Annotated in this window: 9 protein-coding genes and 1 pseudogene; 4 read left to right on the top strand and 6 right to left on the bottom strand. The window is 54.4% G+C overall.

The window, feature by feature from the left end; translation table 11 throughout:
• Positions 1-8: 8 nt before the first annotated feature.
• The gene (locus BM155_RS14395; protein WP_074903882.1) at positions 9-1,559 is read right to left on the bottom strand and encodes an alpha/beta fold hydrolase; all 1,551 of its coding nucleotides are present in this window, start codon (positions 1,557-1,559) and stop codon (positions 9-11) included.
• 328 nt (positions 1,560-1,887) lie between these two features.
• On the opposite strand from BM155_RS14395, the gene BM155_RS14400 reads away from it, so the two are divergent.
• Together BM155_RS14400 and BM155_RS14405 are read left to right on the top strand one after the other, a co-directional pair.
• Positions 1,888-3,432: a collagenase gene (locus BM155_RS14400; protein ID WP_074903885.1), complete on the top strand. Its 1,545-nt coding sequence runs from the start codon at positions 1,888-1,890 to the stop codon at positions 3,430-3,432.
• 444 nt (positions 3,433-3,876) lie between these two features.
• Positions 3,877-6,021 carry an MltF family protein gene (locus BM155_RS14405; protein ID WP_139223285.1) on the top strand — a complete coding sequence of 715 codons (2,145 nt, stop codon included), beginning with the start codon at positions 3,877-3,879 and terminating at the stop codon, positions 6,019-6,021.
• A 113-nt stretch (positions 6,022-6,134) separates the two neighbouring features.
• Here BM155_RS14405 and BM155_RS14410 read toward each other — a convergent pair whose 3' ends face one another.
• Complete coding sequence (locus tag BM155_RS14410) at positions 6,135-7,283, bottom strand: MFS transporter (protein WP_067156077.1); 1,149 nt, start codon at positions 7,281-7,283, stop codon at positions 6,135-6,137.
• Positions 7,284-7,431: 148 nt separating this feature from the next.
• On the opposite strand from BM155_RS14410, the gene BM155_RS14415 reads away from it, so the two are divergent.
• A complete protein-coding gene (locus BM155_RS14415) occupies positions 7,432-8,361 on the top strand; it encodes a LysR family transcriptional regulator (protein ID WP_067156074.1) in 930 nt (309 codons plus the stop codon).
• 59 nt (positions 8,362-8,420) lie between these two features.
• On the opposite strand, the gene BM155_RS14420 is transcribed toward BM155_RS14415, so the two are convergent.
• The 4 genes and pseudogenes from BM155_RS14420 to BM155_RS14435 form a co-directional block, all read right to left on the bottom strand.
• Entirely contained in the window at positions 8,421-9,032 is a 612-nt protein-coding gene (locus BM155_RS14420; protein ID WP_074903887.1) for an ERAP1-like C-terminal domain-containing protein, read from the bottom strand.
• Positions 9,033-9,212: 180 nt separating this feature from the next.
• Complete coding sequence (locus BM155_RS14425; protein WP_067156066.1) at positions 9,213-9,560, bottom strand: M1 family aminopeptidase; 348 nt, start codon at positions 9,558-9,560, stop codon at positions 9,213-9,215.
• A 52-nt stretch (positions 9,561-9,612) separates the two neighbouring features.
• Positions 9,613-9,750: pseudogene (locus BM155_RS17840) on the bottom strand (hypothetical protein); the annotation flags it as partial.
• Between the two features lie 145 nt (positions 9,751-9,895).
• On the bottom strand, positions 9,896-10,258 hold the full coding sequence (locus BM155_RS14435; RefSeq protein ID WP_074903889.1) for a hypothetical protein: 363 nt from the start codon (positions 10,256-10,258) through the stop codon (positions 9,896-9,898).
• Between the two features lie 361 nt (positions 10,259-10,619).
• Between BM155_RS14435 and BM155_RS14440 the strand changes: the two genes are divergently transcribed.
• The gene (locus tag BM155_RS14440; protein WP_067156055.1) at positions 10,620-13,394 is read left to right on the top strand and encodes a hypothetical protein; all 2,775 of its coding nucleotides are present in this window, start codon (positions 10,620-10,622) and stop codon (positions 13,392-13,394) included.
• Positions 13,395-13,486 lie beyond the last annotated feature (92 nt).

Here is a 13,486-nt window from a genome sequence, read left to right on the forward strand (position 1 = left end):
ACGGGGAATCACAGTTGCGGTATCGCCAGTTTGGATACCCGGTCACTGCGATAGGGCACGGTAATTTCGTAATCGGTATCCGCGGGCTTTTGGTAGATAAGCCCTTCGGTGTCTATGGCCAGCGTCACCCTGTGCCCCGCAGGCACATCGTAGCTGGTAGTGAAAAACTCTACGTCAATTTTCTGTTCCCGGCCCACCTGGGCGTTGCGCAGTGTGACGGGGGCGTGGGTAATCAAGCGGCCCATGCCGAGGGGGCCGGTGTCATACAGGTGCAGATGCAGTTGCACTTCCGGTTTGCTCGGTGTGATCCACATCTCCAGTGTCGGCGTGCCGCGGATTTTCATCCCGTTCCACAGCAGGGGAGATTGGTACTCAATGGCATAGTAACCGTTGATGGCCGGCATAAAGGTGTAAACGGGAATGCCCAGCCCTTCCAGCGCATCGGACACCAGCGGGATGCCGGTTCCCGCCGCGGTGTCGGCGCCACCGTGAAATTGGTTGCTCCAGCGCCAGCCGCTGTAGGGGTTGCTTTTCAACTGGCCGTTGCCGAAATAGGTCAGCCGCGGGTGCAGGTACCAGTGGCTTTGCTTGCCGGTTACGGGGAAGTCGTCAAACTGCTCCAGGCGATTGCTGATGCGCACTGTCATGTCCACCTTGGGCTCGCGGTCGATACCGTTGTTTTCTCCTTTTAGATAGCGGTCGAACCAGCGGAAGCTGGTGGTCCAGATATGGCCGCCGTTACCGCCGAGGGTCTCGGTCACCGCGTGGGTTCCCGGGTTAAGCAGCAACTTTTTCGGTCCTTCCAGCAGGGTGTAGAGGTCGATGGTGCTGTTGGGTTTGAACAGGTAGTCGGCGAAATTGTTCGACAGCAGCACTGCGGTACCATTGGCATTGAGCGCGTCCACATAACTGAGCGCCGAACGGCTTGCGCTGAATGTAAACACATCGGAAAGGTTGTGTCCGTTGCGCAGATTACTCCAGATCTGATCCACAATCGGCTCGCGCTTGAAGGCGGTGTTTACCAGCAGGGTGCCCCAAACCAGGTTCACGGTGTTGTTCGGATACAGCCCCTCGACAACGTCGGACCAGCCGGACAGGGCCGCGACCGCGTCCACTCGCGAGTCCGCCGCCGCGGTGAGCAGTGAAATTCCGGCGCCGTAAGAAATACCGGCCATCCCCAGTTTGCCGACCGGGTAATTGGCTTCCAGCCAGTCGATCAGTACCCGGGTATCCGCGAGGGTATTGTCCCCGGCCACATCCACTAGGCCGCCGGATTTTCCGAAGCCGCGGGTGGAGTAACTCATCACCAGGTAGCCCTTCTCCGCCAGGGCCTTGGCTTGCAGCAGGTACTGGTGTTTATCCAGGGCCCAGCTGTTGGTGAAGAGCACCGTTGGATAGCCGCCGTCGGGTGGGGGGGTATCGGGCACGAACAGGTTGGCGTCCAGTTCCGTGCCGTCGAAGCTGATGATATCCAGGTTGGAAATAAAGCGCGGCGCCGCCCAGCTGTGCGCCGCCAGCAGGGCGCCGCAGAGCAGCGCCAGTAGCGGTGAGACTTTCATCGTTTTCTCTCTTTTGTCGATTATTATTTTCTGACCAATAAACGTCGAATGGTCATGGGGAAATATAGAAGCCGGTGAATCGTGGTTTTATCGACAAAAAGAAAACTGAGAGCTGAGTCTCACTGATTGGCGCGAATGCCAACTCTGGGTGGCACAGGCGAATCCATCAGCAGTGCCATCAGCGACCGGTCTGAATTCGAAAAAAACCGACGGAATTGATTGAGTGGTCTAAAATTGTTCTTTTTTTGTACAGTAAAAACCGGTAGTGTGTGGGCTTTGCAGTTCCGCCACGGAGGGCTTCAGAAGAATCAACTCGGTGGTAAGAACTATGTTCTCACGCTCATTCGCGCTGTTGGTATTTTGTTGCGTTTTTGCCCTCACTGCCTGTGCCGGCCCCCGGACTCTGGGGGAGGAAACCTGGTATCAGGTGGACAGCGATCACTTCCGTATTGTCACCAACGGTGATCCCGCCGCAGTAAAGACTTTGGTTGCGGATCTGGAGCGCTACCGTGCCGTTGCCCTGAGTCTGTTTGGAGAGGAATCCACGGCGGGCGAGAAGAAGTTGACTATCTATGCTACTGCCGACCGCCAGAGCTATGCGCAGCTGGTGGGGGCGGAGCTGGCGGAGGTGACCAACGGTCTCTACGACACCACGGCCGATGGCAGTTATGCGCTGGTAAACCTCGACGGTCGTACCGGCGAGCGGCAGCTGAAAGCGCGGGAGTTTCTCTTCCACGAGTACACCCATTTCCTCACCTACAGCGGCAATACCACGCACTACCCCTACTGGTACAGCGAGGGTTTTGCCGAATTCATGTCCACCATGACATTTACCGCGGACGGGCGCTACCGCCTGGGAGCTGTTCCCCGCGAGCGCGCCATGACGCTGCTGTTCACCAGCCCCATGCCCTTGGAGCAATTGTTGCGGGCGACGGTTTACAACACCTCGGAAGAGGACAAACCAAGAGTTTATGCCAGTGGCTGGATGCTGGCGCACTGGGTGCTGATGGAAAGTGGCAAGACCGACGAATTTAAGGAATTTGTGAAGGCGTACAACAGTGGTGCCGATCCGGTGGAAGCACTGGAACAGTCTCTCGGAATGACACTGGCGGATATCGACAAGCAGTACCAGGCGATGTTTGAAAGCGGCCATTTCGATATGGTCAGCGGCCGGATTCCAACGGATTTTCAAGAGGCCAGTCCCGTGGCTACAAGACTGCCGCAACCGCGCGCTGTGGCGGAGATCGCTAACTTTATAGTGCAGTCCGGCTACAACCTCGAAAGCTTATACGGACTGGTGCAATACGCTCGGGTCCGGGGTGTGAACAGCGCCGAGCTAACTGCCATCCAGGCGGAAGCGGAAAGCCGTATTGGCAATTATCAACGCGCCGAGCAATTACTCGCCCAGGTACCTTCGTCCCAGCGCGATACCCTTTGGTACAAAAAGGTAGACGCCTGGCTCAGCCTGAATGGTCAGGTGATGCTTCCGAATAATTCACGCGATCGCAAGCAATTGCAGAAAGCACGGAAACAATTTGTCTTTCTGGTCAACAATGATGCTGAAACCGCATCCCACTGGTTTGGCCTTGCTATGACGATGGAAATGCTCGGCTACCCGCGGGAGAAATACGTGGAGATGCTGGAACAGGCCTACCTGCGCGCGCCGCGCCAGGTACATATTGCCCAGTGGCTGGCGCGCGAACTGTACATGCAAAAGGATGCCGAATATTTCACCCAGGTCGCCCAGCCGCTGCTGCTCGAAATGGGGAGCGAGGAAGAATACAAGGAGATAAAAATGATGCTGGCAGAGTTGCAGCCCAAGTCCCAGGCGAAGGGAAAAGTACACAGTGGGCATGCGCATACGGGCGGCTAATCACCCTGTGTGCCCCAGCCTCCGGGCCGGGGCATACGCCACTGCAAGGTAACGAATTATGTGCTGGAATCTATGATTAATTCGCATTAACGCTATCGTTGATTTTTGCACAGACAGTGGGATAAACCTTTAAAAAAGGCACGAGTAGATTCCCATACCCTCTCGGATACTTCTTTTTATCCGGCGGATTCGAACTGTTTATCCTATCACCGTACTTCCCATCGGCCCCCGATAGATCTATACCGCCAGGAAGTGAACACATTATAGGTTCCCCAGGCGCATTCTCTCCCGCACGTTGATAAAGCGTGCCTGCAATGGCGCAGTGCATTTGTACCGGGAAAGGTGCATTTGCGCCGATCGTGGCATAATCCAAGTGCAGGTCAAAGAAAAAGAAAGAAGGGAAGATACGTGCACTGTCAGTCTGTTCCGGTTTTGGCTTTTATATTGTCCATATTCCTGGCTGTGTCCGGTTGTGAGAGAGACTCCCGGCAGGGCGAAATCGAAGCAGCGCCGGTGGCGGAGCAAGTGGCACAGGAGCTGCCTCCGGCAGAGCCCGAACCACCGGCTTTTCAAAATTACACAGAACTCGGAGACTTGCCGGCAATCCGCGAGCGCGGGCTTTTGCGTCTGCTGGCGCCGCGCGGCCCTCAAGACGACGCTCTGCCGCGGGAGGGACTGCCGAGCAGCGAGTGGCGGCAGCTGGCAGAAAAATTTGCCCGCAGCCGTGGTCTGGAACCACAGTGGGTGTATGTGGAGAGCTTTGCCGATCTGATTCCCGCTCTGGTACAGGGCCGTGGCGATGTGATCGCCACCAATTTTTCCCGCACGGAAGCGCGGGCTGAACAGGTGGCCTTTACCCGGGCCCTGCAATATGTGCGCGAGCTCTTGGTAACCCGCAGCAATGTGCGTTCGGAGGATACTACAGCCCCCCTGCAGGTTGCGGTGCGCCGCGGCAGTGCATTCGCGCAGACGCTGTCTGCCGAGGAGCGCAGAGATCGCTATGTCGTCACTTTTCTGGATGAGCCGATAGAGCACGAGGAACTGTTGTCCGCGGTGGCGGAGGGCGATTACCAGGCCACAGTTATCGATAGCAACCTCGCCGATGCATTGCTTCCTTCGTATCCCGATCTGGTGGCGAGTACAGAACTAGAATCTCAGCGCGCCATTGCCTGGGCGGTGCGCCGGGATGCCGTGGAACTGGAGCGCGCCCTGAACGAATTCTTTACCGCCGAACACCTGCTCGCCAGCCAGCAACAGCGGCGGCTTCTTCGTGACTGGGAAGAGATTAAACAGCGCCGTACCCTGCGGGTTCTGACTCGTAACCACCCCGCCTCATACTTTATCTGGCGCGGTGAACTGATGGGCTTTGATTACGATCTGCTCAAGCAGTTTGCCCGCGAAAACGACCTGCGCTTGAGCATGGTGGTGCCCGGCCCCGATGTGGATCTGGCTGAGGCTCTCAAGGCGGGTATGGGCGATATGGTCGCGGCTTCCTTGACAGTGACGGAATCCCGCCGTCGGCAGGGCATGGTATTTACCCGCCCATACCTGAAAGTGACCGAACAGGTGATCGCCGCAAAATCACAAGAACAAGAAGAGCATAGCGGAGATACCGCAATTACCGAGCTGCTCGCGGGGCAGAAGGTGGCTGTGAATCCCCTCAGCAGTTTTTACGCCCACCTCAACGCTTTGGCGATGGAGCAGGCAGAACCTATGGAAGTGCTGGCGGTGCCAGGTGCCACCACCGAACAATTGATAGAGGCTGTGGTGCGGGGGCAGTATCCCTATACCGTAGCCGATTCCCACTTGGTGGCCATAGAACACACTTACCGGGACGACTTTACCGTGGTGGGTGAACTGCCCGGTGAGCGGGATATCGCCTGGGCCGTGCGCAGGGACCAGCCGGAACTGCTGCAACAGCTAAACAGTTTTCTCGATGAGCACTACCGGGGTTTGTTTTTCAACGTCACCTATAACAAATATTTCAAAAACGCCAAGCGTATCCGCCGGCAGCAGGCGGAGCGGCTGCGCAGCGGCGACCAGTTATCCCCCTACGATCCAATTGTGCGCAAATACGCCGACCAGGCCGATCGCGACTGGCGTATGGTGGTGGCGCAGATGTATCAGGAGAGTCAGTTCGATCCCCGCGCCGAATCTTTCGCCGGTGCTCAGGGGTTGATGCAGGTATTGCCGCGCACTGCACAACAGATGGGGATCACCAATTTATTCGAACCGGAAAACGGAATTCGCGCCGGAGTTTCCTACCTGGACTGGCTGGAACAGCGCTTTCCCCGCGAGTTGCCCTTGGACCAAAAAATTTATTTCACCCTCGCCGCCTACAATGCCGGTCACGGCCATGTCAGGGATGCGCGCGAACTGGCCGCGCGCCTGGGCAAGGACCCCAACCGCTGGTTCGGCAGTGTGGAGGAAGCGATGCTGATGCTATCCAAACCGGAGTACTACCGTCAGGCGCGCTTTGGCTATGTGCGTGGGCGGGAACCGGTGAATTATGTACGGGAGATTCGAGAGCGCTATCTGGGATATCTGGCGGTGGCCAGGCAGGAGAGAAGTGTCCGCGAGCAGCTTTAAAGAACTTCTAATTTCTGCCACTGTGCGCTCTACTTTGACTGCTTTTCTATTGCATGAGCACCGCAGCACCAACTGCAGTGCTTATGCAAATTAAACAGCGGTTCTCTGCGCGTTTATCCAGTTACTTGCGGTTTCTTCTTCACGATGCTCAGAGCCAGATAGAGTACGGCAAAGACCGCAGCCAATACTCCCGCCACTGCAAACACCTGATCGCTGCTTCCAGGCAGGAATTCCAGAAATGAAGTGAGAAACTGCCCGAGAAAGATGGCCATAGTCAGGTAGGCAAGATTGCGTCCCCGCACCTGCGCGTGACTGCGCTCAACGGTCATATGGTTCAGTAGAGGGATGGAAAAACCGAAGCCGAATCCGGCAAAGGTTCCGCCAAGTATCAACATGGCGGTAGCTGCAGAGGCCGAGAAAGCAGCGTGGCAAACCGAGAAAAGGCAGAAGGCTACCACCAGCGTTTTCATCTCCCCGGTACGACGCGCGAGGTAAGGCATGGCCATTGCGGCGATAACGGCGATCAGAGAAATATAGGACAGCAGGTAGCCGGTTTGTGCTTCACTGTATCCCAATTCATTCAATCGTATGGGCAATGACACAATAGCGGAGAAGAACACCATCATCGCCACCGCAGCAGCCAGATAGACGGTGGTCAAGGCTGATGAGATCCGCCCTGACGATGCTTCCTGCGGGCTGCTTTCTCGGTGTGTCGAGTTAGCGGGTACCCACTTAAGCAGCATTGCCCAGACCAGCCAGGACACCAGATAGAGGGCAAAGGGCCATTGCCACCCCTGAGAAGCCAGCAGCCCGCCAATAAACAGAAACACCACCCCGCCGAGCTCAATGGCCATGCCCTGTTTGGCAATCATATGCAGCCGGGCGTGGCCCTGATACCAGTGCGAGATCAGGGTTGTGCCGCCGGCCATAACGATGGCGGTTATGCCACCGAGAACCAGGCGATTCAGGAATACTGGAACCAGGCCTTCGAGAAGCGCGCCGCTGGCGCCAATCAGGCCGTAGAGCAGCAGGCCGATTGTGAGGCAGCGATAGGCGCCGTAGCGGTCGATCAGACGGCCGGCGAGCGGCGCGAAAATTACGGCGCCCAGGGATGGCAGAGTGATCAGCCAGCTGGCCAAGCCACTGACTTGCAGGTTTTGGGCGATCACAGGCAAACCGGGGGCGACGACGGCACCCACCATGATGGTCAGAGTGGCGACACTGAGCAGTGCAAAAGCACCGGTTTTTGGCAGGGAAGACATATCGGGCCTCGCTTGGGAAAGGTTGGAAGAGGGCTGGCACCCCTTTAGCCGGAGGAGCGGCTACTCTAAGCAATCCCGTCAGATAACAAAAATGTTATGATTTTCTATCAGTAATAGTAAAAATGTATTAATTGAAGAGTAAGGCGCTATGGATTTACGGCGTTTGCGCACCTTTGTCCGGGTTGCCAAACTGCGCAGCTTTTCGAAAGCTGCCAGTGAACTGAATACAGTGCAGCCGGCCATCAGCCGTCAGATTGCGGCTCTGGAGGAAGAGCTGGGAACCCCCTTGTTGTGGCGCAATACCCGCCAGGTTCAGGTTACTCCGGCGGGAGAGGCTCTGTTGGAGCAGGCCTCGGTTATGCTGGCACTGGAGTCCGGGATCAAGCGGCGGGTACTGAGCGCCGCACAGGGGGAAACCGGGGAGCTGCGTATCGGCTATATCAGCTCTGCGTGTGCGGATTTTTTGCCCGGTCTGATGCGCCGCTACCGGGAACACTACCCGGATGTGCATATCGTCCTCACGGATATGACTGCACAGCAACAGCGGGAGGCCTTTCAAGTGGGGCGGATTGACGTGGGGATGTCGCGCCCGCTGCTGGTGGCGGGGGAGCTGGGACTGACTGCGGAATTGGTTTACGAAGATGCCCTGCTGGCGGTATTGCCGGAATCTCATCCCCTGGCAAAACAGTCGAGGTTAAACCTCTCCCACCTGGCCGAGGAACCTTTTATCCTGTTTCAGCGCGGCGAAGCCATAGGTTTGTTTGACCAGATACTGAGTGCCTGCCACCAAGCGGGATTTTCACCGCGTGTGATCAGCGAACCTGCCAGTATGCAGACATTGCTGACCTCGGTCGGCTGCGGGCTGGGGGTGTCGGTGGTGCCGGGGTGTATCCGGGGGCTGAATACTGTCGGTTGTATTTTCCGGCCTTTAAAAGATCTGCTCGCCCCGGTCAGGCTGGAGCTTCACTATGACAAACAGCGGCTAAAACCGACGGTGGCGGGTTTTGTGGAAGAAGTCCACAACACACTGCCGGAGATCCGCGCCCGTATGGGCGCGGATGGCAATTGGGGTGATTGATTTTAACAGAGCCCCATTATTTCTATATGGTCGACAATTAATCCGGCTGTTCTTGCTGTTTATTCATCGCTGCACGCCACAAGCTTTGCTGCCGGCGGTTCTTTAATACTCGCTTCAGTGCCGGCATCAGTGGCTTGTTTTGTTGCAATATTCGGCTGTATTGAGCGATACCCGCCTCGCCGCATACCACCGGGAACAGCATCGCATAGGCCTTGTTGTACAGGGTGTCCTTTGTGTCGCTGACTTGTGGCACGGCCTGGAATAGCTGTGCGCTGATCGCAAAATTTTGCGAGCGTTTCTTGAGGCATATCGAAGCGGTGCATATAGGCACTGGCGGTTTCCAGGTGGCTACCGATCAGGCGGATCACATTAATATTGCTTTCATCTGCGGCGTTGTGCAGGGCAAAGTCGACCCGCTCGGATAAAGACATCTTTGCGTCGGTGACGCTGCCGAACAGACTCTGCCAAAGCATCAGGCGAGTGAACGCGCTTTCAATGGCATTGATATATTGCGCTGCCTGGGCGACGGAGTTCTTGTCCAGACGGGTTTTTACATAGCCCCAGTCTTCGTCATTCAGAATAAGAATTTGCGGGCAAGGCTGGCCTTGCGCCTCTTTGACTTCAGTCTCAGCGCCACTGTAGGTGATTGGAGCCGCCGCCACCCGGCTCATGGTATCTTCCTGCGTGCGGTAAATCCCCAGCTGAATTTTCTGCTCGCGCAGTACCGGGTGTGCCTTCGGCGCCGCCTGGTACAGTGTCAGTTGGGTAATCTTGTCATCAGAGCACTGGTAGTCCGCGTAGATAGTGTTGACGCCCTGACGGAATGCTTCTTTGCCGAGGAGATGTGGTAGCTACTCCAGTACCGAACCGCCCTTACCGTAGGTGATACTGTCGAAGTTGGAGAAGGCCTCGGCAGTGTTGGGTACCTTCACTTCTATGGGGTGGGTTGTGGGCAGTTGATCCGCTAGATAAGCGGACTGCTTGGAGCGCAGGTAGAAGTTTTCCCACACGTCTTCGAATTCGCTGTTGGTGGCCAGTGCCAGGCTGGCCATATAGGTGGCAAAGCTCTCTTTCAGCCAGAGGCCGTTCCACCACTTCATTGTTACCAAAACTCCGAACCACATATGTGCCATTTCGTGAGCGATCACATTGGCGAGCCGCTGCTGCTGTGCCTGTGTTTTTTCGCCCCGGGGAAACATAGGTTTCGTTGAAGGTTACCACGGCGACATTTTCCATCGCGCCAATGGTGAAATCCGGCAAGATTAATTGGCCGTATTTATCGAACGGATAGTCGATACCGTAGTACTTTTGGTAAAACTCGAAGGGTTGCTGGGTAAAGGTGAACCAGTCCTGGGGTTTGACATCCGGCGCCAGGGTTTTGAGGGCCATAAGTCGCAGTGGAATATCTCCGGCGCGACTCTCCCAGACCACAAAGGGACCTGCGTGCAGAGGAAAGATATAAGCGGCGAATTTCTTGCTGACACGGGAAGTGCCGGTGCCTGCGCCCGTTCGCCAGCGTTTCGATTTTTTTCCCTCATGTAGCGGTTACTACTGCCCAGTCCCCCTGCGCCCTGATATCAACGGTATAACTCGCCTTCAGATCCGGCTGGTCGAACAGCGGTGCAACGTAATTGGCCTTGTAGGGTTCTAAGTGGGTATACAGATAAACGCTGCTGTCTTCTTTTTTTTGTCGTGGATTGTAGCCGATATGTTTCAGGGAAACGGTAGACTGCAGAGAATCTTTAAGTGAAAGAATATTCTTTTGTGGGAGTCTCCAGCCACTTTGTGTGTATGCTCTGATCGGTTCTGGGCGCTTAGGTATGATAAACTGGATTTTTCTGGAAGCTGCGGGTACTTTGCTGTAGCATGCGCGTTTTAGGCTTTCGGAATATCCCAATGGCCTGAATCTGTTATTTGATTTTTTGAAGAATCTTTAACGCCGGATGCATCAGAGGGTATTCGGGCGGTAAAGCGATCTGGACTCTTCTAAAAATTATAGGGCGCAACAGCTGTGGTTTGGAATGCGTTCATTGTTCTGTCCTGGAAAGAGGATGCCGGGGATTAGAACAGATGTAAAAAATTACCCAGGTCATAAAAAATAATTTATTTCAACTGGTGGGAGATTTTTTTGGTCTTGAAGACTGCTTTTTCACTTCTGTAAATCTGTCTGTCGAGAGAGAAACCACTGCTGAGTATCAGCAAGGGAGTTCTCTATAAGCGAATAGCTATATTTTTTATACAGCTTGGGAGAAATAAGAGTGACAGTGATAAAGAAAGCTGCTTTGGGGTTATCTATTGTTGTACTGGCTGCTTGTGGGGGAGGCGGCGGATCGGGCGGCACTAGCGCGCCGAATCCCACGGGTGGCGGCGATACGGGGGCGGATCCTTATCCGGCAGGTGTAAATCTTGACGGTGTGGTTGCCAAGGGCATTGTCAGCGGCGCCCTGGTGGAGGCCTATGGGAGCGATGGTGAGCTGATCGGCACCGCAACTACAGATTCTGAGGGGCGTTACAGTATTACTGTCGGGACCTATACGGGCGCGGTAAAGTTGGTACTCAAGCCACAGGAGGGCGCACTGGTAACCTGTGACATAGCCGAATGCCGTACAGCCTCCGGCGGAGATGAAGACGCGGATGGTGACGGGAAAATAGAGTTTGGTGAACGCTATGCACTGGATTATCAGCTGACTTCAGTTGTCTTCGTAGATGAAACGGCAACAGAGGTAAACAGTCATATTACGCCCCTGACTACTCTGGTAGCGGAAAAGGCAGGTATTACTCTCAACCAGACGTCCATCTCTACAGCCAACACCTATGTGAAGAACATGCTGGGCTTAGATGCGAACCCCAGTGAAATTGAGCCGGTAGACCTCACTAAAGCAAGCAGTGTTTCCGAGCAGCAATTGCGCTTTGCCCTGTTGAACGCAGCTCTTGAAGAAGTGGCGGAAAACGGAAATGTGGCCGGTGTCCTGGATAATTTATCAGCCGCTTTCACCCTTAATATAATTGAAACTGGAGCTCTGGACTCTCTCTCCGAAGGGATCAGCCTTGTAGCTGCGGCTGTAAAACAGGGGAATCAAAATCTCACTGGTATCGAGGACGCCGCAGAAGCTTCCCAGAGCAAACTGGACGATGTGATCGCACAGGTCTGTGGTACGGGAACCTCGTGTTCTCTGAAAATTGATCTCACCCCGGAGCTGAATTCCAACCTGGAAAAAGCCAAGCAACTGGTTTCCACTGTACGCAGAGTTACGATTGAAACTGTTGATACAGTGAATTCCAAGTTGCGGGAAGATTCCGATGGCTACGATTCTGAAAATGTTCTGACGCAGTTGGACGCCGCCGAAGAGATAATGGATGAAGAAGGCCGCGATACCGTAATGGCATTTAGTGAAATCGCCGTTGTTCTAGCAAGCCAGGTGGTCGCGGTCCAGTATGAAGGACAAAGTCTGATAAGTGATATCCCCTCTGTCGCAGAAGCCCTCTACGATTCCAAAAACAGTGAAGATAACTGTGCCTGGATAACCTGGGACAAGGCGACCCAGGATGCCTGCTATGCCGAGAAGCAAGCAGATAGAGACGCATATCTGTCCAGGTTCGTTCAGGGAACTATTGAGAATTCCGGCGGAAACTGGAAGGTCCGCAATGCGGTTATCGATCTGGACGGAGATTCCTCCACAGGGTCGGATGAGGTAAAAATCAGTCTGAATCTCGCCCTGCCTCAGTTCACCGGTGATTCCTCCACGGGGATGGGACTGCCAGATGGGGTTAACGAGCTGGCGGTGAATGGTACAGCCGGTTTGGGATCCACTGAATTTACGGTTGAGGACGGATCCAAGTTGCAGCTGGAACTAGATAGTGCATTTAATGAAGAGGATGAAAATGGCCCCGATATCACCAGCATTGGTCTGCAACTGCAGGTGAGACTGGAAAACGCGACCCGGAGTTTTTCTGGAGACATGGAGCTCGGTGCACGCAAGTCTGTAAAGCTTGAAGAGATGGGATTAAATAAAGAAATACTGTATCTGAATCCGGAAAAACTGGCGCTGAGGGGATCTTTTTCTGAAAAGACGACGGGTAACTCATTAGAGGCATCTGTCGTTTTCACCGTAGATAATGCCGCGGAATTCGGGTATTTCCCCGCCGACTATGAGCGTAGTGATCTTACCAGCTACAGTTACAATGAGGCGGATAATACGCTGACTTTGGTTCACGGTGAGGGCGAAAATAAAGCTACAGTCAGATATTCACTAGAGGAAGGCGAATACGGCTGGTCTTATTTTATCAGGATAGAATGCTTGGAAGTTATCGGCAGTGCGAATTGTCCAGTAATGGGAGGAGTTGATTTCTGGGGAATTGTTCGGTCTGTTTCAGGTATCAGCCAAGAGGATTGCTGGTCTAATTACAGTGGATACTGGAGAAGTAATGGTACATGCGTATATCTGGAAGGGCCAAACTTGGATAAGGATATTCGTCTTGTATTTTCTCCAGTTTATACAGATTACTTGTTGGGTGAGCTGCAAGCCTTTGTCCCCGGTGAGGGGTGGTATGCGGCCACTCCCGACAATTACTGGGAAGAATACGGCTTTTATGAGTCGATGATTCCAACCACCGAAACCAGTGGTTTCATTACGTCAGAATTGGTGCAGCAGGACTTGAATTTCAATGCCGAAGGGCGCTATGTGAAGTTCACGGTGCGCATGGCGACCAGCGGTAGGCTTTCGGCCGATCTGCCTGAAATGGATCTAGAGCTTGTCGTGCGCCGTACAGGCTATGAGTCAGGCGATGCCGCTCTGGATGTGTCCTGGGGTGATGACAGGTTGAGAGTTGAGTATCCCTACACCGGAGAGGACAGCAGCCGTGTGGTACTGACAGATGGCGAGGGTACAAAGATGGAACTGGAACTCGCCGAAGTGAGTTCCAATGTCAAAGGTGCCATCGTGAAGGACGGTACCACCTACGGTGTCATTGCCGAAGAAAATGACGTTTACATAGTCAACTGGATCGACAATACCATTGAAACACTGTACTGATAACCACTATCTGTTGAGAAAGAGCCGCCATCGGTGGCTCTTTCTTTTTAGTTGTTTATCTGTCTTCTGCCTGCACTTTTTTCCGCAGATAT

This window comes from Microbulbifer thermotolerans (assembly GCF_900112305.1).
Lineage (GTDB): Bacteria > Pseudomonadota > Gammaproteobacteria > Pseudomonadales > Cellvibrionaceae > Microbulbifer > Microbulbifer thermotolerans.